This is a genomic window from Mycobacterium sp. DL99, assembly GCF_004762045.1.
In the GTDB taxonomy this organism is placed as follows: Bacteria; Actinomycetota; Actinomycetes; order Mycobacteriales; family Mycobacteriaceae; genus Mycobacterium.
The window spans coordinates 4,974,597-4,995,605 of sequence record NZ_SJOM01000007.1 but is presented as its reverse complement, the minus strand read 5'-3'; the positions used below and the strand labels follow the sequence as shown (position 1 = coordinate 4,995,605).

The window sequence follows — 21,009 nt, the reverse complement described above, 5'->3', positions numbered from 1 at the left end:
GACGAGGGGCACGACGGCCAGCGAGGCCGCCGCGACGATCAACGATGCCCAGCGCCAGCCGTGTTGCGTGGTGACGGCCGCGACGACAGGCAGGAACAGCAGTTGACCGGTGGCGCTGGCGGCGGTGAGCACACCGGTGACCAGTCCGCGGCGCTGTTCGAACCAACGGGTGGCGATGGTCGCCACGAATCCCATCGAGATCGACCCGGTGCCGATACCGACCAGCACGCCCCACAGCAGCACCAGCTGCCAACTGGCCGTCATCGCGATGCTGCACGCCGATCCGGTCGCGATCAGCAGCAGCGACACGGTCAGCACCGGCCGGACCCCGAAGCGGTCCATGAGCGCCGCGGCGAACGGCGCGGTGAGTCCGTACAACATCATGTTGACCGACATCGCCAGCCCGACCGTGCCGTGTGACCAGCCGAACTCGTGGTGCAGCGGATTCATCATCACGCCCGGAATGGACCGGAATCCGGCCGCGCCCAGGATCGCCACGAAACTCACCGCGGCGACCACCCAGGCCCAGTGGATGCGGATTCGCGTCGGGTTCGGTGGCGAGGTCACCTGACCACTGTCGTCGAGGGCGGCCGGATGGACCAGTGGCATAAACGACAGCAATCATCAAAAACGTGCCACACTGGCGTCGTGCACCGTGTTGCGGTTCTGCTGCTGGCTCCGGTGGTCGGCTTCGACGCCACCATCGCGCCGCTGTTGTTCTCCAACGCCTCCGACGGCGACGGGAATGCCCTCTACGACGTCGTGACGTGCGGGCTCACCACCGACCCGGTGCCGTCGACGAGCGGATTCGCGATGGTTCCCGCCGCGGGAGCCGAGGCGCTGGAGTCGGCCGACACTGTGGTGATCCCGGGTACCAGGTACGCCCCGGCGCGGGCCGACGGTGTGCTGGGCGCCGACGTCGCGGCCGCGCTGTCACGGATCCGCCCCGGCACCCGGCTGGTGTCGATCTGCACCGGGGCTTTCGTACTGGCCGCGGCGGGCCTGCTGGACGGCCGGCCGGCCACCACGCATTGGCGCTTCGCCGCGGACATGCGCCGGTTGCACCCCGAGGTTCTCCTCGACGAGGACATCCTGTTCGTCGACGACGGCGACGTGCTGACCTCGGCCGGCCTGGCTGCCGGAATCGACTTGTGCCTGCACATCATTCGCTCCGACCACGGTGCCCAGGTGGCGAACGCGGTGGCCCGCTACTGCGTGGTTCCACCGTGGCGCGAGGGCGGGCAGGCGCAGTTTATCGACCACGGATTCACGGTCACCGATCACGCCTCGACCGCGGCCACACGAGACTGGGCGCTGCGGCATCTCGACGAGGAACTCACCGTGACGCGGCTGGCCGCCCATGCCCACATGAGCGCCCGCACATTCAACCGTCGATTCCGTGAGGAGACCGGGCAGGCGCCGGGTGCCTGGATCCGCAGCCGCAGGCTGGATCTGGCCCGCGAGCTGCTGGAATCAGGGGGCCTGTCGGTCGACGAGGTGGCCAGGCGTTCGGGTCTGGGCACCGCGGGCAACCTGCGTCATCATCTGCGGCGCGGGCTCGGGATGTCCCCGTCGAGCTACCGCAAGGTGTACCAGGGCGCGTGAGCCGGCCGGTCGGCTGTCTACCATGACCGGCATGCCAGAGCCGCTGATCGTCTCCGTCGCCGGTCATACCCCGCAGATCGACCCGGACGCCTGGGTTGCGCCCAATGCCAGTGTGATCGGCCAGGTTTCGCTGGCCGCCGGTGCCAGCGTCTGGTACGGCGCCACGCTGCGCGCCGAGGTCGAGCCCATCGAGGTCGGTGAGGGCAGCAACATCCAGGACGGGGTGACCGTCCACGTCGACCCGGGTTTCCCGTGCCGGATCGCCACGGGGGTGACGGTGGGTCACAACGTGGTGCTGCACGGCTGCACCGTCGAGCAGGACAGCCTGGTCGGGATGGGTGCGGTGGTGCTCAACGGCGCGGTGATCGGCGCCGGCTCACTGGTCGCCGCCGGTGCGGTGGTGCCCCAGGGCATGGTCGTACCGCCGCGCTCGCTGGTGGCCGGTGTGCCCGCCAAGGTGCGCCGAGAACTCAGCGACGACGAGGTCGGCCACAACCAGCTCAACGCCACGGCCTACACGCACCTCACCGGGTTGCACCGAGAGGCGGGTTGAGCTGCGCGAACCCGTCTTGGCGGAAGTACGGGAAGTAGGGATACGGCGCGTCGCGGGTGCTTGCGGCGTCCAGTCGCGCAATCTGGCCGGCATCCAGTGCCCACCCGACCGCTCCGAGGTTGTCGCGTAACTGCCGCTCGTCACGGGCCCCGATGATGACCGACGACACCGTGGGTCTGCGCAGCAGCCAGTTGAGCGCTACCTGTGGCACGGTTCTGCCGGTCTCTTCGGCGATCGCGTCGAGTTCGTCGACGACACCGTAGAGAAGTTCGTCGTCGACCGGTGGCCCCGCGTCGGCGGTCGCGTGCAGTCGGCTGCGTTCCGGCAGGGGCCGGCCGCGCCGGACCTTCCCGGTCAGCCGGCCCCAGCCCAAGGGGCTCCACACCAATGCGCCGACCCCTTCGGCCATCGCCAACGGCATGAGCTCCCATTCGTAATCGCGCCCGATCAGTGAGTAGTACACCTGGTGTGCGATATACCTTGGGCGATGGTGCTTTTCGGCGAGGCTCAGGGACTTCATCAGCTGCCAGCCGGAGAAGTTCGACACTCCAGTGTGGCGCACCTTGCCCTGATCGACCAGTGTGTCGAGGGCCTGCAGCACCTCATCGATCGGGGTGAATGCGTCGTACGCGTGCAACTGGAACAGATCGATGCGGTCGGTCTGCAGACGTGTCAGCGCGGAATCGACGGCCCGCAGCAGCCGTGCCCGCGACGTTCCCCAGTCGTCGGGGGCGGTCGGCAGGGCGGCCTTCGTGGAGATCAGTACGCTGTCGCGGCGCCCGCGTAGCGCTGCGCCGAGTACCTCTTCCGAGGCGCCGTCCGAGTACACGTCCGCGGTGTCGAACAAATTGATGCCGGCCTCCAGGCTCAGGTCGACCATCGCCCGCGCCTGGTCGACCCCGGTGTCGCCCCAGGCGCCGAAGAACTCTCCTGTTCCGCCGAAAGTCGCTGCGCCGAAGCTCAGTTCGGAGACCACGAGCTCAGAGTCGCCAACCCTGCGATATTCCATTCCCACTCCTTAACGAGATTGTCTTCTCGATAGGGAAACGCAACTAACGGGACAATATTCCTAATAAGATGAGCCGAATGGCAGCCGAACGCCCGGGCGGGCGCACCGCGGCCGTCCGCGCTGCGGTGCTGCGCGCGACGGCCGACCTACTCATCGAGGCCGGGCTGGAGGGTCTGGAGCTGACGGCGGTCGCCGAACGGGCCGGCGTCGGCAAGTCGACGGTGTACCGGCGTTGGGGTTCGGTGCCGGCGTTGGTGGCAGACCTCTTGGCCGACATGGCCGAACACTCGGTGCCACGGACCGACACCGGTTCACTGCGCGGCGATCTCCGGGCCAACGCGACACTGGTACGTCGCACCCTCAACGATGCCCGCCAAGGCAGGTTGTTCAAGGCCGCCATCGCCGCGGCGACGTGCGACCAACGCACTGCGGCGGCGCTGCAGGTGTTCTACGACCGGCGGATCGCCGAGTGGGCCGGGTGTGTGACCGACGCGGTGGAGCGGGGCGAGGTGCCTGCCGGGACCGATGCCGCCGCGGTCATCCGGCAGGTCTCCGCCCCGCTCTATTACCAATTCCTCATCAGTACGAGGACTCTCACGGTCGCCGACGCGCATCGTGCGGTCGACGCCGCGATCGCCGCTGCCGTGGCGGGGGTGTTCACCTAGCGCAGCGGGTGCGCCAGCTCGTCGCGCGGCATTCGTGCCGCGGTGACGGCCACCGCGGCCAACACGGCAGGCAGCACCCCGGCCACCAGGAAGATGGACTCCATCGAGACCACCTTCGACAGCGGGCCGACGATCGCGAACGACAGCGGCATGAACGCCAGCGACACGAAGAAGTCCAGGCTTGAGACCCGGCCCAACATCTCCGTCGGCACCCGGCGCTGCAGCAGCGTTCCCCAGATCACCATTCCGGCACCGTCGGTGACGCCGATGCAGAACGTGGCCAATGCCATCAACGGGAACGACGAAGTGACGCCGACGACCACCAACGGGACCGAGCCGAGACCCCACATCAGCATCATCGTGGTCAGGTAGCGCCGCGGCATCCGGCGTGAGGACACCGTCAATGCCCCTAGCGCGCTGCCGAATCCGAAGAACGCCAGGATGAATCCGTAGGCCCGCGCGCCGTCGGCAAACCGGTCCTGGGCGATGAACGGCAGCAGTACCTCGATCGGCCCGAGGACGACGAGCACGAACATGCTCGCGAACAACAGTGTCGCCAGCAGCCACGGTGTGCGCACCATGAACGCGAAACCTTCACGCAGATCGCGTAATACGTGCGGGCGCTCGCCATCGTCCTGTGCCGCAACCGAATCCACGGTGGGGCGGGTGGCGACCAGCAGCGTCAGGCCCGCACCGAACAACGCCGCCACCACGACCGCGCCCAGCGACGGGAAGGTCGCGGCGATCACCATGCCTGCCACCGCCGGGCCGACCGAGCGCTGGAAGACAGGGCGCACCACGCCCTCGACGCCGTTGGCCGCCAACAGTTGTTCGGGCGGCAGGATGCGGGGCAACAGCGCGCTGTAGGCCGGGAAGAAGAATGCCGCGGCAATACCGAGAAGGCCTGCGGCGACGGCCAGATGCCAGATCTTGAGCAGATCGAGCAGGCCCAGCGCCGCGACGGTCGTGACCGTCACCAGATTGACCGTCTCCACCGCGATGATGATCGTGCGCTGGTTGATCCGGTCGGCGGTGATCCCGCCGATGAGAACGAAGGCCACCAGGCCGACACCCATGCAGGTGGCCACCAGCGACAGCGAGGTCGGATTGTTGTCGATCGCGATGACCTGCAACGCCATTACCACCGACCACATGCCCTCGGCGAAGATCGACAACGTGACCGCGGCGATCAGCAACCGGTATTCGCGGATGCGGAAGGGTGCGAGCACACGCCAGCCGCCGGTCTGATCAACCGGCGTCTGGATGTCGTGCGGCATGCTCACAACATTCGATGGTGCCCACTCGGAGTGGGTTGAGTCCAACGATTTTCGCCGGCGTGCGCCCCGGCGGACGCTTATTGCTGGGTGAACTCCGGGCGTCGGTTCTGCTGGAAGGCCTTGGTGCCCTCGCGGAAATCGTCGGACACCAGCAGCTGCAGCTGGCCCTGGCGCTCGCGGGCGAAGGCACCCTCGAGCTCGGTGAGAGTGGCCGCGTTGACGGCCTGCTTGGTCTCGCGCAGGGCCACCGCCGGACCTGAACGCAGCTTGGCGATGACCTTGTCCACCGCGGCGTCGAACTCGTCGGCCGGGTACACGGCGCTGATCAGACCCCAGTCGTAGGCGTCGGCGGCGGTGAGGCGGTCGGCCAGCAGCGCCAGTCGCATGGCCCGGATCCGGCCGATGTTCGCGGCGACGAGCGCCGATGCACCGCCGTCGGGCATCAACCCGATCTTGGTGAAGGCCAGCAGGAAGAAGGCCGCCTCCGAGGCCAGCACGACGTCGGACGCCAGTGCCAGTGACACCCCGACGCCTGCGGCGGGTCCCTGCACCACGGCCACGACCGGCTTGGGCAGCGCCACGATGGATGCGACGGCGCGGTTGGCGGCGTCGAGCACGCCTTCGGCGTCGTGGCTCTTGGCGTTCTGGTCTTCCTCGCTGATGCCGGCGCCCGAACTGAACCCGCGGCCCGCGCCGCCGAGGCGAACCACGCGCACCTCGGGGTCGGTGGCGGCGAGTTCCATGGCATCGGCGATCGCCACGAGCATGTCCTGGGTCAGCGAATTGAGGCTGTCGGGCCGGTTCAGCGTCACCGACAGCACGCCGCCCTCGAGGGACACGGTCACGTCTTTGACGTCGGGGTACTCGCGGGTCACGGTCATCTATGCACCTTAGGTCTGAAGGGCCAGTGGCCCGGTCCGGGCGGGGCCGGCTATGGCCATGCCAGTCGAGAAGGTTATACAAGTAAGCTATGTCACCGGTCAACCAAGGCCTAACACGCGAAGGGCGGAAGAGCATGGCAGGACCACTGCAAGGTTTGCGCGTTGTGGAGTTGGCCGGTATCGGCCCGGGCCCGCACGCGGCGATGATTCTCGGCGATCTGGGTGCCGACGTCGTGCGCATCGAACGGCCGGGCAAGGGCGCAGGCACGCCCAGCGCTGACACCATGTTGCGGAACCGCCGATCGGTGGCCGCGGACATGAAGAGCGACGAGGGCCGCGCGCTGGTGCTCAAGCTCATCGAGAAGGCCGACGTGCTGATCGAGGGTTTCCGTCCCGGCGTCACCGAGCGGTTGGGTCTGGGGCCTGACGATTGCGCCAAGGTCAACGAACGGCTGATCTACGCCCGCATGACGGGCTGGGGCCAGGAAGGCCCGCGGGCCCTGCAGGCCGGCCACGACATCAACTACATCTCCCTCAACGGCCTGCTGCACGCAGTCGGGCGCAAGGGCGAGCGGCCGGTGCCGCCGCTGAACCTCGCCGGTGATTTCGGTGGCGGCTCGATGTTCCTGCTCGTCGGCATCCTCTCGGCGCTGTTCGAGCGGCAGACCTCGGGCAAGGGGCAGGTGATCGACGCGGCGATGATCGATGGCTCGTCGGTGCTGATGCAGATGATGTGGAGCTTCCGTAGCCAGGGTCTCTGGTCAGACGAGCGCGGCACCAACATGCTCGACACCGGCGCTCCGTACTACGACACCTACGAGACCTCCGACGGCCGCTACATGTCGATCGGGGCGATCGAGCCGCAGTTCTATGCCGAGCTGCTCAAGGGTCTGGGACTGGACGATGCTGACCTTCCGGACCAGAACGACATGGCCCGCTGGCCCGAGCTGCGCGAGGCGTTCACCAAGGCCTTCGCCGCGCACGACCGTGATCATTGGGCCGAGGTGTTCGCGGGGACCGACGCGTGCGCGGCGCCGGTGCTGTCCTTCGCCGAGGTCCTCACCGAACCGCACATCGCCGAGCGCAACACGTTCTTCGACGAAGGCGGCAACCTGCAACCGATGCCGGCACCGCGGTTCTCCCGCAGCGTCCCGGCGGTGCCGACCCCGCCGGGCCCGCGCGGCGCCGACACCGAAGCCGTTCTGCGGGAATGGGTTTAGTTCACGTTTCGGTTCAACCACATCAATGGGTCGGCGGCATGCCGGCCGGAAAGGAATGCGGTAAGTGGAGATCAAAGACGCGGTAGCCGTCGTCACCGGCGGCGCTTCCGGCCTGGGGCTGGCCACCACCAAGCGCCTGCTGGACGCGGGTGCTCAGGTGGTGGTGATCGACCTCAAGGGTGAAGAGGTGGTGGCCGAACTGGGGGATCGGGCCAGGTTCGTCGGCACCGATGTCACCGATGAGGCGGGTGTGTCCGAGGCGCTCGACGTCGCGGAATCGCTTGGCCCGGTGCGCATCAACGTCAACTGCGCCGGCATCGGCAATGCGATCAAGACCCTGTCCAAGAACGGTGCGTTCCCGCTGGACGGGTTCCGCAAGGTGGTCGAGGTCAACCTGATCGGCACGTTCAACGTGATCCGGCTGAGCGCTGAGCGCATCGCCAGGACCGAACCGCTGAAGAACGAAGAGCGCGGGGTCATCATCAACACCGCCTCGGTGGCGGCGTTCGACGGTCAGATCGGGCAAGCCGCCTACTCGGCGTCCAAGGGCGGTGTGGTCGGCATGACCCTGCCGATCGCGCGGGATCTATCGCGTGAGCTGATCCGGGTGTGCACCATCGCGCCGGGTCTGTTCAAGACCCCGCTGCTGGGTTCGCTGCCCGAGGAGGCGCAGAAGTCGCTGGGCCAGCAGGTGCCGCACCCGGCCCGGCTGGGCGATCCCGATGAGTACGGCGCCCTGGCCGTGCACATCATCGAGAACCCGATGCTCAACGGCGAGGTGATCCGCCTCGACGGCGCGATCCGCATGGCACCCCGATGAGCGCTTGCGCGAAGAGTAGAAAGCACAGGAAGTAGGTCCGTTTATGGCATTGAAGACGAAGTTCACCGAGACGTTCGGGATCGAGCATCCCATCGTGCAAGGTGGCATGCAGTGGGTCGGCCGCGCCGAACTCGTTGCGGCCGTGGCGAATGCGGGTGCATTGGGTTTCATCACCGCGCTGACCCAGCCGACCCCGGCGGATCTGGCCCGCGAGATCGAGCGGTGTCGTGACCTCACCGACAAGCCGTTCGGTGTGAACCTGACGATCCTGCCGACGATCAACCCGCCGCCATATGACGAGTACCGCCAGGTGATCGTCGACTCCGGGATCAAGATCGTGGAGACCGCGGGCTCCAACCCGGCGCCGCACCTGCCGATGTTCCACGACAACGGCATCAAGGTGCTGCACAAGTGCACCTCGGTGCGCCACGCCGTCAAGGCGCAGAGCCTGGGTGTGGACGGCATCAGCATCGACGGGTTCGAGTGCGCCGGTCACCCCGGCGAGGACGACATCCCGGGCCTGGTGCTCATCCCGGCCGCATCGGCCAAGATCGATATCCCGATGATCGCGTCGGGCGGTTTCGCCGATGCGCGTGGTCTGGTGGCCGCGCTGGCGCTGGGCGCCGACGGCATCAACATGGGCTCGCGGTTCATGTGCACCGTGGAATCGGCGATCCATCACAAGGTCAAGGAAGCGATCGTGGCGGGCACCGAGCTCGACACCGAGCTGATCTTCCGCAGCCTCGGTAACACCGCCCGAGTCGCGAGTAACACGGTCTCACGTGAGGTGGTGCAGATCCTCAAGGACGGTGGCCAGTTCGAGGACGTCAAGGATCTGGTGGCCGGCAAACGCGGCGTGAAGGTCTATGAGATCGGTGATCTCGACGCAGGCATCTGGTCGGTCGGAACCTCGATGGGCCTGATCAACGACATCCCCACCTGCGGCGAACTCGTCTCGCGGATGGTGTCAGAGGCCGAACTGCTGATCAGCGGGCGTCTGCTGAACATGATCGGCGCGGACGAAGCCGAGCCTGAGAAAGAAGCAGTCCTCGCCTGAGCGAGGACTGTGGCCCGTGAAGGGGCAACCTACGGCAAACTCAAGATGGGGAAACGCGCGCCGCGAGGCGCGCGTTTTCTCATACTGCGGTGGGCAGTTCCTGGTAGTCGTCAAACTGCTCCGAGGTGTCACCCTCGACGAGGAAATCGCCGTGGTAGAGAGCCTCGAAGTCGACCTTGATGACATCTGCACTGGTGTCGTCGATCCACATGACACTGAGCGTATGGGTCACTATTAAGGAATCTTTGAGTCACGGTTCGGAAAATGGTGGCAATCCTACTTTTGGGTAGGTTTCTGGCGAGTAGCCCAGATCACCCGTGGCCACGAACGTGGGCCTCGTGCACAGATTCGGCGGAAATTCCGTGCACAAGGCCCACGCTGGCGTCTCAGGCGGCCGGCTTTGTGACGTGAATGGGGTTGGTGCCGTTCAGCGCGATCCAAGTCACCGCGGCGGCTGCGACGCCGATCACCAGGAGGCCCACCGCGGCCCCGGCCGACATCCGGGAGCGGCCGAAGACGCGGTCGTCGACCGAGAACGCGCCGGCGCCGGTGAACAGCAGCGCCGCGGCGGCGAATGCGGCCAGGAACGGAACGTTGAACGGCTGGGACCAGAAGGCGTCGGTTGACACGTTCACGGCCCAGGCGTCGACCATCGCGCCGATCACCGCGCACGCAGCCAGTGGGGTGAGGACGCCGAGGAGCAGACCGATGCCGCCGAGGGTTTCGGCCGCGGTCACCATGAACGCGCCGAACGCGGGTAGCCGCCAACCGCTGGATTCCATGAAACCCACGGCGGTGCCGAAGTCGAAAGCCTTGATCAGACCGGCCTGCAGCATCGTTGCGCCGATGGCGATGCGCAGGATGAGCAACCCGGTATCGGTCATGCGTGTGGTCGCAGTTTCGGCGTCGGTGGTGTTGGTCATGCCTTATTAGACGCATTGAATCGCCCGAACTCATCGCAGCGCGCCCGCCGGGTGAACCCTTCGGTGCCGCCGTCCGTGTGTAGAGCGAGAACCACGTTGACGCCGGAAACTTATCACTGTTAACTTAACGGCGATATCCATCGGGGAAGGACGCACTGTGCTGCATCGAATCGCCCATCTGGCCATCGCCGCACCACGACGTGTCCTCGCGGTGGCCGTACTGGCCATGGTGGCCGCGGGGATCTTCGGCATTCCGGTGGCCAACAGCTTGTCGGCCGGCGGGTTTCAGGATCCGACGTCGGAATCGGCACAGGCCACCCAGCTGCTCTCGGACAAATTCGCCCGGGGCGACATGCAGTTGCTCATCAGCGTGACCGATGAGAACGCCGGGGCGAACGGTACGGCCGCCCTGGCCGCGGGAACCGAGATCGCCGGCCGGCTCAAGGCATCGCCGTACGTGACCGAGGTCAGCTCCGCCTGGACCTTGCCGCCACCCGCGGCAGCCACGTTGATCAGTAAGGACGGTAAGACCGGGCTCATCCTGGCCGGAATCACCGGCGGGGAGAGCGGCGCGCAGAAACACGCCAAGGAGCTCACCGCTCAACTGGTTCACGACCGCAAAGGCGTGACCGTACGGGCCGGCGGCGAGGCGATGATCTACGTCCAGATCAACGGGCAGAGCGAAAAAGACCTCTTGATGATGGAATCCATCGCCATCCCGCTGAGCTTCCTCGTGCTGGTGTGGGTGTTCGGCGGATTGCTCGCCGCCGCATTGCCGCTCGCGGTCGGCGGTTTCGCGATCCTCGGATCCCTGGCAGTGCTGCGCGGGTTCACGATGGTCACCGACGTCTCGATCTTCGCGCTCAACCTCACCGTGGCGATGGGGCTGGCACTGGCCATCGACTACACCCTGTTGATCGTCAGCCGCTACCGCGAGGAACTGGCCGACGGCGTCGACCCGGACCGTGCACTGGTGCGCACCATGGTCACGGCCGGACGCACCGTGCTGTTCTCGGCGATGACGGTGGCGCTGTCGATGGTGGCGATGGTGCTGTTCCCGATGTACTTCCTCAAGTCGTTCGCCTACGCAGGCATCGCGGTCGTGGCGCTGGCGGCATTCGCGGCCATCGTGGTGGCCCCGGCTGCCATTGCGCTGCTCGGTGATCGTCTGGACGCCTACGACGTGCGCCGCTTCATCCGCCAGATCCTGGGCCGGCCCGAGCCCGAGCCCAAGCCCGTCGAGCAGACTTTCTGGTACCGCACGACCAAGCGCGTCATGCGCCGCTCGGTCCCGATCGGACTCGCGGTCATCGCGCTGCTGCTCATGCTGGGCGCGCCCTTCCTCGGGATCAAGTGGGGTTTCCCCGACGACCGCGTGCTGCCGTCCTCGGCGTCGGCCCGCCAGGTCGGCGACGAGCTGCGCCATGATTTCGCCGTCGATTCCTCGACCGCCGTCACTGTGGTGCTTCCCGACGTCACCGGCCTGCCGCCCGCCGCGATCGACCGCTACGCAGGCGATCTGTCGCGGGCCGCCGACGGGGTCTCGGTGTCCGCGCCAGGGGGCACGTTTGTCGACGGCCGCCGGGTCGGGCCACCGACCTCGGGCACCGGAATAGCCGACGGCAGTGCGTATCTGACCGTCGGAAGCGACGTACCGCTGTTCAGCGACGCCTCCGAGGCCCAGCTCGACGCCCTGCACGCGGTGCCCGCGCCGGCCGAGGTGAAGTTCACCGGCATCGCACAGGTCAACCGTGACAGTTCGCAGGCGATCACCTCGCGCTTGCCGATGGTGCTCGGCATCATCGCCGCGATCACCTTCGTGCTGCTGTTCCTGCTCACCGGCAGCGTGATACTTCCGCTGAAGGCGTTGGTGCTCAACGTGTTGTCGCTGTCGGCGGCGTTCGGTGCGCTGGTGTGGATCTTCCAGGACGGCCACCTGGGCGCGCTGGGCACCACATCGACGGGCACTCTGGTCGCCAACCTGCCGGTGTTGTTGTTCTGCATCGCGTTCGGGCTGTCCATGGACTACGAGGTGTTCCTGGTCTCGCGGATCCGCGAGTTCTGGCTGGCGCCAGGTCATACCCGCCCCGACGGCACCGAGATGTCCCCGCGCGAGCGGAACGACGAGAGCGTCGCGCTCGGCCTGGCCCGCACCGGCCGGGTGGTGACCGCCGCCGCGCTGTTGATGTCGATCTCGTTCGCCGCGCTGATCGCCGCGCAGGTGGCCTTCATGCGGATGTTCGGCCTCGGCCTGACCATTGCGGTGCTGGTCGACGCCACGTTGGTACGAATGTTGTTGGTGCCGGCGTTCATGCACCTGGTGGGGCAGTGGAACTGGTGGGCGCCTGCGCCGTTGGCCCGGCTGCACAAGCGATTCGGGATCAGTGAGTCGGGTCCCGCCGAGCTGGACCCTAACGCGCCCGGTGAGGTTCCACCGGGCGAGGACAAGCGGGACCGGGCCGGCGCAGGTATGACGGACGCCGGCTAGCGTGATGATCCAACCTCGTAAGAGGCGCCGCGCCCCGCGGGGTTCCGGTGAGTTGCTTCGTGACCAGATCCTTGATGCCACAACCGAATTGTTGTTGGAGACGGGTCACGCCAAGGCGGTGTCGATCCGGTCGGTGGCCCAGCGGGTCGGGGTCACTCCGCCCTCGATCTACCTGCATTTCGCCGACAAGGACACACTGCTGGACGCGGTGTGCTCACGGTACTTCGAGAAGCTCGATGAGGAGATGCAGCGGGCGGCCGCAGATCATTCCTCCACCATCGAGGTGCTGCATGCCCAGGGGCACGCATATGTGAACTTCGCCAGGCGCACGCCGGAGTTGTACCGGCTGGCGACGATGGGTGAGGGCAGGCCCGGCAGCGACGTCGACACCACACTCAACAGCTCGGCGTTTCAGCACATGCGCGCTGCGATGGAAGCGCTGATCGCCGAGGGTGTGTACCCGCCCGGTGACGCCACGATGCTGGCGCTGGAATTGTGGACCGCGGCGCACGGGGTGGCCGCCGTTCTGATCTCCAAGCCGTATCTGCCGTGGGGAGATGTCGAGGAGTTCACCGACCGCGTGCTGCGGGCGGTGTGCACCGGCCAGATCGTCTCGGGGATCATCGGAACCGACCTCGCTCCCGCCGAGGCCATCGCCCGGCTGAAGGGATTTGCCAGTGATTACGCCGATGGAGGACGACCGTGACTGACAGGACCGTGGACAATCCTCTCTTCGCCCGGGTGTGGAAGACGTTGTCGAGTTCGGAGCCGAAGGCGCTACGGCGGCTGCGGGGCGAGAACCTCGCCGGGCTCGGTGGCCGGGTCCTGGAGATCGGTGCGGGCACCGGGACCAACTTTGCCTTCTATCCCTCGACGGTGACCGAGGTGGTCGCCATCGAGCCTGAACGTCACCTTGCGGTGGTGGCCCGCAGCGCGGCGGCCAACGCCCCGGTCCCGGTGACCGTAACCAGCGACACCGCCGAGAAGTTCAGCAGCGCCGAACCGTTCGACGCCGTCGTCTGCTCATTGGTGCTGTGCTCCATCGATCAACCGGATACTGTTCTCCGCCAGCTATTTTCGCTGCTTCGTCCGGGCGGCGAGCTTCGTTATCTGGAGCATGTCGCGGGCAATGGATGGCGGGCCGGGATGCAGCGCGTGGCCGATGCCACGGTGTGGCCGCGGTTGTTCGGAAACTGCCATACCCATCGGCACACCGAGCAGGCCATCGCTGACAGCGGATTCGAGGTCGCGGTGGCGCACCGTGAATTGGCGATGCCGGCCTGGGTGCCGCTACCGGTGACGGAGTTCGCCATCGGCCGTGCGGTCAGGCCTGCCTAGAGCCCAGCAGCTTGGGCAACCGCTGCAGCAGGTTCGGCAGGGAACCCGCCGCGGTCTCGCGCAGTGAGATCGTCGCGCCGTCGGACAGCGGGGTGCGCTCGGGGTTGATCTCGACCACCACGGTGCCCGCGGCGATGGCGGCCTCGGGCAGGCCTGCCGCGGGATAGACGACCGAACTGGTGCCCACCACGATCACCACATCGGCATTGCCGACCGCCTGTACCGACCGCTGCCAGGCGTCGTCGGGCAACGGCTCGCCGAACCACACGACACTCGGCCGGATCAGGCCGCCGCACGGGCACACCGGGGGTTCGATCGTCTCGACCGGCTCCGGCATCGCGGGAAGGTCACCCTCGAACCTCGAACCGCAAGCATCGCAACGGAACTCGAACAGGTTGCCGTGCAGGTGGTAGACGTTGGTGCTACCGGCGCGCTCGTGCAGGTTGTCGACATTCTGGGTGATGACGTGTACGTCGGCGAAGTCCTGCCAGGCGGCCACGGCCAGATGTCCGCCATTGGGTTGCACGTGGGCCATCATGTAGTGGCGCCACAGATACCAGGCCCAGACCTTCTCGGGGTGCCGCTGCCAGCCTTCGATGCTGGAAATCTCATATGGGTCCACCTGTGCCCACAGGCCCGTCTCGACGTCGCGGAACGTCGGCACACCGCTTTCCGCCGAGATTCCGGCACCGGACAGGACAGTCACTTGCACATCACCAACGTAGTCGGTTTGGGTGATACTGGGCGTGTGGGTGAGTTGGGGGATTGGGTGCTGGTTGATTCGAGCGCGGATAAGCCGCTGTTCGATCAACTTCGGATCCAGATCATTGATGGGATCAGGCAGGGGAGGCTGCAGCCGGGTACCCGGCTGCCAACGGTGCGCGAACTGGCGGGGAAGGTCGGGCTGGCGGTGAACACCGTGGCCAGGGCTTATCGCGAGCTGGAGTCGGCTGGGGTCTTGGAGACCCGCGGGCGGTACGGCACATTCGTCGCACGTGCGGATCCGGCCGATGCCGCGATGGCCGCTGCTGCGCACTCGTTCGCCGAGGCCGCCCGCGCACTGGGGATCGGCAAGGCCGACGCCCTGCGTTATCTGGATACCGCATTCGATTGATCGGCTCACCCGGTCCGGTTGCCGTGCCACCGCACCACATCCAGTGCGACGGCGACTGCGACGCTGTTCTCGGCCAGTGGACGGGGCAGGAGCTCGTCAGCGCGGGCCAGTCGGCGCAGCAGCGTATTGCGATGCAGGTACAGCCGCGCCGCGGCGCGGCTGGCATTGCACTGTTCGTTGACGAATGTCCTTACTGTTTCCCGTAATTCGGTATCGGCGGTCTCGAATGCGCCCAGGTTGTGGCTGACGAACTCGGCGGTCCGGTCAGGGTCGGCGGTGATCAGCGCGACCAGCTCGACGTCGCTGAACCGCGCAATCTGTTGCGTGGAGTGCAGCCGGGCCATCATCTGCTGCGTGGTAATCGCATCGAAATGGCTGCGCCGGAAGCCATCCAGGCCGTCGGCGGCCGGGCCGATGGCGATCCGGACGCCGTCCAGCTCTGCGGCGGCGCGGGTCAGCGCCTGGAAGCCGTGCTGGATGTCGGCGTTACCCGCCGCCCACACCCATCGGGTGGCGGTGCTGGCCAGCACGCTCAACGGCCGCGGATCGCCGCAGTCCTGGCCGAATGCATCGGCGGCGCGGTCCAATCCGGACAGGTCGTCCGCCGAGTCTTCGCTCCAGATCACGGCCGCGGTGTGGGTCCCGGTCAGCGCGTGGCCCAGGCGTGCCTCGGCGCGCTGCCGGGGGATCGGGGCGCCCTCGAGCAGCAGCGCGACCGTCTCGCGCCGCTCGGCGTGGGTGCCGCGGGTCAGGTCGTCGCGTTCCAGGTCGATCTGGGCGGCGATCCCGGCCAGTGTGGCATCGACGAACGCGCTGATGGACTGCGAACACACGTCCAGCATCTCGTGCAGTTCGGCAGGGTCGGACGTGAGCTCGAAGGCGATCTCCATGAGGCGACGCCACGCCACGCCCTCACCGACCCGGTATGCATCGAGGGGAAACTCGTTGACGCCGCGGCGCACCAGTTCCCGTGCGATGCTCAGCGGCTCAGGTCCGGTGTTCGGCGGCACCGGGGCGCCCGGATCGCGCACATTCGCCGAGCCCCAGAAGAACAGGTTGGCGTGGTTGCTGCGGACGACCGCGGCGGCGAGCTCGGGGTCGGACGCGACGGTCGGACTGGCCGCCAGGACGGCGGAGTCGAATTCGTCGAGCCAGTCCGGGCGGGGATTGAGCACGATCTGTGCGCATTGCCGGATCAGGTCCTGCACCCGTGGTGACGGTGGCTGCCACGCCATCACCCCAGCGTAGAGCGGTGGTGCAAAGTGCACCATGGTATGGGTGATGTTTGGCACTTCCGACCTTGGGCGACACGCGGTCGGCCGCGACCATTGAGACATGAACCACACCGAACACGTCGACGTACTCATCATCGGCGCCGGTATCTCCGGCATCGGTGCTGCCTACTACCTACAGCGCGAACACCCGGGGCGCAGCTACGCGATCCTGGAGGCCCGCGGCGCCACCGGCGGCACCTGGGACCTGTTCCGCTATCCGGGAATTCGGTCGGACTCCGACCTCCACACTTTCGGATACGAGTTCAAGCCGTGGCGCGACGAGCATGCCATCGCCACTGCCGACAAGATCCTGGCCTACCTGCGTGAGACGGTCTCGGAGAACGGGATCGACCGCCACATCCGGTTCCACCACAAGGTGCTCGGCGCGGCCTGGGATTCAGCGCAGGCCACCTGGACCGTGGACGTGGAGCGGACCGACGGTGACGGGTCCGATCCGGAACTCGTGCAGATTTCGGCGAGCTGGCTGTTCTGCGGTGGGGGGTATTACCGCTACGACCAGGGCTATGCCCCGCACTTCGAGGGGAAGGACCGGTTCACCGGGCGCATCGTGCACCCCCAGCACTGGCCAGAGGATCTCGACTACACCGGCAAGAAGGTCGTCGTGATCGGCAGCGGTGCCACCGCGGTGACCCTCGTACCGTCGATGGCGCCGACGGCCGGGCACGTGACGATGCTGCAGCGCTCGCCCACCTACGTGCTTCCCGTCCCGGCCAAGGACAGCTTCGCCAACATCGCCAGGCGGCTGTTGGGCGATGACCACGGTTACGCCCTGGCCCGGCGCAAGAACGTCATCAAACAGCGCACCGTCTACACGCTGTGCCAGAAGTACCCGAAGGCTGCCCGGGCCGTGATCCGGTGGATCAACGCCGCCAAGCTGCCCGACGGGTATCCGGTGGACGAGCACTTCAGCCCCCGCTACAACCCGTGGGACCAGAGGCTGTGCGCGGTGCCCGACGGCGACCTGTTCAAGGCCATCAGCAACGGCAGCGCCTCGGTGGTCACCGACCGCATCGCGACGTTCACCGAGAACGGCATCCTGCTGGAGTCCGGCCGTGAGCTCGACGCCGACATCATCGTCACCGCAACGGGTCTCAACATCCAGCTGTTCGGCGGGATGTCGTTGACGGTAGACGGCGAACCGGTGGACCTCGCCGATACCGTGGCATACAAGGGCATCATGCTCTCGGGTGTGCCGAACTTCGCCTTCGCCTTCGGCTACACGAACTCGTCCTGGACGCTCAAGGTCGGACTGCTGTGCGAACACTTCTGCCGGCTGCTGAAGCACATGGACGACAACGGTTTTGACACCGTCCGCCCGGAGTTCGCTGGGGGCCGGACCCGCCCGCTCCTGGGATTCGGCGCCGGATACGTGCAGCGTTCGGTCGATGAGCTGCCCCGCCAGGGTGTCGACGGACCGTGGCAGATGACGATGAACTACACGCTCGATGCCGAGACGCTGCGCAACGGGCCCGTGGACGACCCGGCGCTGCGATTTGGATCCCAGCGAGTTGCCGGGAGTTCCGCACAGACGCCACAGCTCGTTCTCTGAGGCTCATTCCCAGGGCATCGCGTGCCGCGTGGCTATGCTCGATGCACATGGAGACGTTCTCGCCGGCACTGCCACCGGATATCGACGGCGTGCCCTCGGCCGTCGGCACGGAACTGCCACCAGGGCCGGTTCCCGGCCGGCCCTACGCGCTGCCCGCGGACGTGCTCGCCGAGCAATACGGGCCTCTGTTCTACGCGGACTTCACCGGCAGCCGGCGGCTCTACGCGTGTTCGCTGGCGCTGGTCGACGAACTGTGCGACGAGACACGCTTCGCCAAGGGCATCACCGACCGGCTCGACCGCTTCCGAACACTGGTCAACAATGGGTTGTTCACGTCGTATCCCGGCGAAAACGGTTGGCAGCAGGCGCATGACGTCCTGGTCCCCGGATTCAGCTTCAGCGGTCTGCGCAGCTACCACCCGGCCATGCTCGACATCAACCGCCAGCTCATCGCGTTGTGGGATGAAACCGCCGGAGCGGTCGGGCCGCGGTTGGTTGATGTCGCGGGGGATCTGGCGAAGCTGGCCATGGACACGGTGGGCCTGGCCGGATTCGGCGCCCGGTTCGACTCGTATCGCCAGGCCGGGCTCGCGGACATCCCGGCCAGCTTCGCGGCCGCGCTCACACAGATCATCGCCCCGGGAGGTGGCGACCGGACGGTCTTCGCCGCGGAGCGCGACAAGCTCTACGCTTTCATCGACGAATTGATCGCCGGGCACCGTGCGGGTGCGGTCGATCTGGACGATCTCCTCGCCCTGATGCTGGAACCGGCCGCCGACGGGGCTCCCCGCCTCGGTCACGACAGCGTCCGCAATCAGATTCTGACGTTCCTGATCGCCGGGCAGGACACCACGTCGACACTCATGCCGACCGCGCTGTACAGCATCGTCAAGCACCCCGCGGTGCTGCACCGGGCATGTCGTGAGGTCGACGGGTTGTTCGGGCCAGACGACGACCATGTGCCCGCATTCGACGAGATCGGCAAGCTCACCTACATCCGGCAGATCGTCGACGAAACGCTGCGGCTGTCCCCGCCGGTCCGGGAGTTCGACCGAATGGCATTGGCAGACACCGTCATCGGAGGCCAGTATCCGGTGCGCAAGGGTGAGGTTGTCACGGTGACGACCTCGGCGCTGCACCGGCAGTCCGAATGGGGCGACAACGTCGAGTTCTTCGACCCGGACCGGTTCGAGGCCGACCGGGCCGCCGGCCGGCCGGTCAACCTGTTCAAACCCTTCGGTACCGGAGCCAGATCCTGTATCGGCCGTCAGTTCGCCCTGCACGAAGCGACCATGGCGCTGGCCACCCTGGTCCACCGGTACCGCTTCCTGGACGTGGAGCACTATCAGCTGCGTACCCACAGCGACCTGCTGCGCAAGCCGGTCGGATTCCACCTGCAGCTGGCGCGGCGGACACCGCAGGAACGCCGGCACGCCGCCGGCCCCGCGCCGGAGACGGCGTCGGCGGCAAGGCCGCGCGCAGTGGCCGCGCCGGGATCGAAAGTGACTGTGCTGCACGGCTCGAACCTGGGCAATTGCCGGGCGCTGGCGCAGCAACTGTCCGACGAGGCCACCGACCTCGGCTATCAGGCCACCGTGGCGGCCCTCGACACGGCCGCAGGGGCACTGCCCACTGAGGGGGCGCTGGTGGTGATCGCCGCGTCCTACAACGGGCAACCCACCGACGATGCGCGGCATTTCGTCGAATGGCTGGACGACCCGGGCACACCATCGCAGCCGGCCATCCCGTACGCCATACTCGGCGTCGGAGACCGGAACTGGGCCGAGACCTACCAGACCATCCCCAAGCGTCTTGACCAGCGTCTCTCGGAACTTGTTGGCCCACCGGTGATTCCACGCGGGGAAGCCGATACGTCGGGAGACTTCGCCGGGACCGTCGAAGATTTCTCCGCGGCCCTGTGGGACGCCCTGGCCCCCACCGACGGCGTGCAGGCCCCGGCCGACAGTACCGCCGGCGAATCCCTGTACGAGCTGCGCGCCATCGACGGGCCGGTGACGTCGGCCATCGATGCACGTTTCGAGGTGCAGCCGGCCACCGTGCTGGACAACGTGGCCCTCGTCGACTCCGACGAACAGATGGGAAATGCCAAGCGGCTCATCCGGATAGCGCTTCCCGATGACCTCGTATACCAGACTGGTGATCACGTCACGGTCCTGCCCGACAACAGCCCCGAGGTCATCGACGAGGTCGCCGAACTGTTGGAGCTGCGTCTCGACCGCCGGATCTCGGTGAATCCGCGGCGCAGCACCCGGCGTGCCATCGCCATCGACCGTGAAGTCAGCGTGCGCGAACTGCTGACCCATTTCATCGAGCTCCGCAAGCCGGCCAGCCGCAGTCAGCTGCTGCGGCTGGCGGCGGCCAACCCGTGTCCACCGGAGCGTGCGGCTTTGACCGAACTGGCCGAGCAACCCGAGGCCCGTGCCCTGAGCGTCACCGAATGCCTGGCCGAGTACGCGGCGACCGAGCTGTCACGCGCCGAACTGCTGGAGTTGTTCGAGCCGATGGCGCCCCGGCACTACTCCATCGCCTCCTCGGCGCGCCGATCGCCGCGCGAGGTCGAACTGGTGGTCAGCGTCCTGGAGGGACCGGCCCGCTCCGGATACGGCGTCTTCCGCGGGGTGTCGTCGAGCTATCTCGCCGATGCCGTACCGGGACAACAGATCCGGATGCGCGTCGACACCGCAAGGCAGGCGTTCCGCGCCGGTGCCGAGCCGGCGAAGAACGTCATCCTGGTCGGCGCCGGTACCGGTGTCGCGCCGTTCCGGGGATTCATCGGGGACCGGCTGGCGGCGCAGGCCGCGGGCGCCCCGTTCACATCGGCATTGTGCTTCTTCGGCGTGCGTCACCCGGATGTCGACTACCTTTTCCGCGATGAATTCGAGGCGGCTGAACGTGCGGGCGTGGTGCGGATGCGCCCGGCCTTCTCGCGGCGGCCCCAAGACGAGATCCGGTACGTGCAAGATCGCATCACTGCCGACGCCGACGAGGTCTGGGCGATACTGGGCGACCCGGGCATGGACGGCCACGTGTACGTGTGTGGCGACGGAGCCCGGATGGCTCCCGCAGTGCGCGGCGCCTTCCGCGACATCTACCGCCGCTACACCGGGGCCGACGACGACGCTGCCGCGCACTGGCTTACCGGCCTGGTGAGTTCAGATCGCTATGTCGAGGACGTGTGGGCCCAATAGTCGCCT

General features: G+C 67.1%; 20 protein-coding genes. 12 read left to right on the top strand and 8 right to left on the bottom strand.

The genetic code is table 11. From position 1 onward, the window contains the following. On the bottom strand, positions 1-609 hold a 609-nt coding region (locus EYZ64_RS32490), incomplete at its 3' end, for an MFS transporter (protein WP_286175113.1). A gap of 39 nt (positions 610-648) precedes the next feature. Here EYZ64_RS32490 and EYZ64_RS24330 point away from each other — a divergent pair. Together EYZ64_RS24330 and EYZ64_RS24325 are read left to right on the top strand one after the other, a co-directional pair. Beyond that, positions 649-1,605: a GlxA family transcriptional regulator gene (locus tag EYZ64_RS24330; protein ID WP_135457460.1), complete on the top strand. Its 957-nt coding sequence runs from the start codon at positions 649-651 to the stop codon at positions 1,603-1,605. A 31-nt stretch (positions 1,606-1,636) separates the two neighbouring features. Beyond that, on the top strand, positions 1,637-2,158 hold the full coding sequence (locus EYZ64_RS24325) for a gamma carbonic anhydrase family protein (protein WP_135457458.1): 522 nt from the start codon (positions 1,637-1,639) through the stop codon (positions 2,156-2,158). On the opposite strand, the gene EYZ64_RS24320 is transcribed toward EYZ64_RS24325, so the two are convergent. Then, positions 2,130-3,167, bottom strand: a complete 1,038-nt coding sequence (locus EYZ64_RS24320; protein ID WP_135457456.1) for an aldo/keto reductase — start codon at positions 3,165-3,167, stop codon at positions 2,130-2,132. The genes EYZ64_RS24325 and EYZ64_RS24320 overlap by 29 nt on opposite strands. 77 nt (positions 3,168-3,244) lie before the next feature. Here EYZ64_RS24320 and EYZ64_RS24315 point away from each other — a divergent pair, with 77 nt between their 5' ends. Continuing rightward, a complete protein-coding gene (locus EYZ64_RS24315) occupies positions 3,245-3,832 on the top strand; it encodes a TetR/AcrR family transcriptional regulator (RefSeq protein ID WP_135457454.1) in 588 nt (195 codons plus the stop codon). Here EYZ64_RS24315 and tet(V) read toward each other — a convergent pair. Together tet(V) and EYZ64_RS24305 are read right to left on the bottom strand one after the other, a co-directional pair. Beyond that, positions 3,829-5,109: a tetracycline efflux MFS transporter Tet(V) gene (gene tet(V) / locus EYZ64_RS24310; protein ID WP_135460220.1), complete on the bottom strand. Its 1,281-nt coding sequence runs from the start codon at positions 5,107-5,109 to the stop codon at positions 3,829-3,831. The genes EYZ64_RS24315 and tet(V) overlap by 4 nt on opposite strands. A gap of 77 nt (positions 5,110-5,186) precedes the next feature. Continuing rightward, on the bottom strand, positions 5,187-5,990 hold the full coding sequence (locus EYZ64_RS24305) for an enoyl-CoA hydratase (protein ID WP_135457452.1): 804 nt from the start codon (positions 5,988-5,990) through the stop codon (positions 5,187-5,189). Positions 5,991-6,124: 134 nt separating this feature from the next. On the opposite strand from EYZ64_RS24305, the gene EYZ64_RS24300 reads away from it, so the two are divergent. The 3 genes from EYZ64_RS24300 (at position 6,125) to EYZ64_RS24290 (ending at position 9,087) form a co-directional block, all read left to right on the top strand. Next, the gene (locus tag EYZ64_RS24300; protein WP_135457449.1) at positions 6,125-7,210 is read left to right on the top strand and encodes a CaiB/BaiF CoA transferase family protein; all 1,086 of its coding nucleotides are present in this window, start codon (positions 6,125-6,127) and stop codon (positions 7,208-7,210) included. A gap of 64 nt (positions 7,211-7,274) precedes the next feature. Beyond that, on the top strand, positions 7,275-8,030 hold the full coding sequence (locus tag EYZ64_RS24295) for a 3-hydroxyacyl-CoA dehydrogenase (RefSeq protein WP_135457447.1): 756 nt from the start codon (positions 7,275-7,277) through the stop codon (positions 8,028-8,030). Between the two features lie 43 nt (positions 8,031-8,073). Continuing rightward, positions 8,074-9,087 (top strand): NAD(P)H-dependent flavin oxidoreductase, encoded by a 1,014-nt coding sequence (locus EYZ64_RS24290; protein WP_135457445.1) that lies wholly within the window; start codon positions 8,074-8,076, stop codon positions 9,085-9,087. A 79-nt stretch (positions 9,088-9,166) separates the two neighbouring features. On the opposite strand, the gene EYZ64_RS32485 is transcribed toward EYZ64_RS24290, so the two are convergent. Both EYZ64_RS32485 and EYZ64_RS24280 read right to left on the bottom strand, forming a co-directional pair. Next, positions 9,167-9,298, bottom strand: coding sequence for a hypothetical protein (locus EYZ64_RS32485; protein WP_088305117.1), 132 nt, complete (start codon positions 9,296-9,298; stop codon positions 9,167-9,169). 175 nt (positions 9,299-9,473) lie between these two features. Then, the gene (locus tag EYZ64_RS24280; RefSeq protein WP_135457443.1) at positions 9,474-10,010 is read right to left on the bottom strand and encodes a DoxX family protein; all 537 of its coding nucleotides are present in this window, start codon (positions 10,008-10,010) and stop codon (positions 9,474-9,476) included. A 157-nt stretch (positions 10,011-10,167) separates the two neighbouring features. Between EYZ64_RS24280 and EYZ64_RS24275 the strand changes: the two genes are divergently transcribed. The 3 genes from EYZ64_RS24275 to EYZ64_RS24265 are packed head-to-tail and all read left to right on the top strand — an operon-like array spanning position 10,168 to position 13,836. Continuing rightward, positions 10,168-12,498, top strand: a complete 2,331-nt coding sequence (locus EYZ64_RS24275; protein ID WP_135457441.1) for an MMPL family transporter — start codon at positions 10,168-10,170, stop codon at positions 12,496-12,498. Between the two features lie 4 nt (positions 12,499-12,502). Continuing rightward, on the top strand, positions 12,503-13,204 hold the full coding sequence (locus EYZ64_RS24270; protein WP_135457439.1) for a TetR/AcrR family transcriptional regulator: 702 nt from the start codon (positions 12,503-12,505) through the stop codon (positions 13,202-13,204). Continuing rightward, on the top strand, positions 13,201-13,836 hold the full coding sequence (locus tag EYZ64_RS24265; protein ID WP_135457437.1) for a class I SAM-dependent methyltransferase: 636 nt from the start codon (positions 13,201-13,203) through the stop codon (positions 13,834-13,836). The genes EYZ64_RS24270 and EYZ64_RS24265 overlap by 4 nt, the downstream gene beginning before the upstream one ends. Here EYZ64_RS24265 and EYZ64_RS24260 read toward each other — a convergent pair. Further along, the gene (locus EYZ64_RS24260) at positions 13,823-14,548 is read right to left on the bottom strand and encodes an NAD-dependent deacylase (protein WP_135457435.1); all 726 of its coding nucleotides are present in this window, start codon (positions 14,546-14,548) and stop codon (positions 13,823-13,825) included. The two genes, EYZ64_RS24265 and EYZ64_RS24260, sit on opposite strands and share 14 nt — an antisense overlap. A gap of 36 nt (positions 14,549-14,584) precedes the next feature. Between EYZ64_RS24260 and EYZ64_RS24255 the strand changes: the two genes are divergently transcribed. Next, on the top strand, positions 14,585-14,950 hold the full coding sequence (locus EYZ64_RS24255; protein WP_167857949.1) for an Rv1152 family transcriptional regulator: 366 nt from the start codon (positions 14,585-14,587) through the stop codon (positions 14,948-14,950). 5 nt (positions 14,951-14,955) lie between these two features. On the opposite strand, the gene EYZ64_RS24250 is transcribed toward EYZ64_RS24255, so the two are convergent. Then, positions 14,956-16,185, bottom strand: a complete 1,230-nt coding sequence (locus EYZ64_RS24250; protein ID WP_135457433.1) for an Rv1453 family transcriptional regulator — start codon at positions 16,183-16,185, stop codon at positions 14,956-14,958. Positions 16,186-16,285: 100 nt separating this feature from the next. Between EYZ64_RS24250 and EYZ64_RS24245 the strand changes: the two genes are divergently transcribed. Next, positions 16,286-17,794 (top strand): flavin-containing monooxygenase, encoded by a 1,509-nt coding sequence (locus EYZ64_RS24245; protein ID WP_135457431.1) that lies wholly within the window; start codon positions 16,286-16,288, stop codon positions 17,792-17,794. Positions 17,795-17,841: 47 nt separating this feature from the next. Next, entirely contained in the window at positions 17,842-21,003 is a 3,162-nt protein-coding gene (locus EYZ64_RS24240) for a bifunctional cytochrome P450/NADPH--P450 reductase (RefSeq protein ID WP_135457429.1), read from the top strand. Positions 21,004-21,009 lie beyond the last annotated feature (6 nt).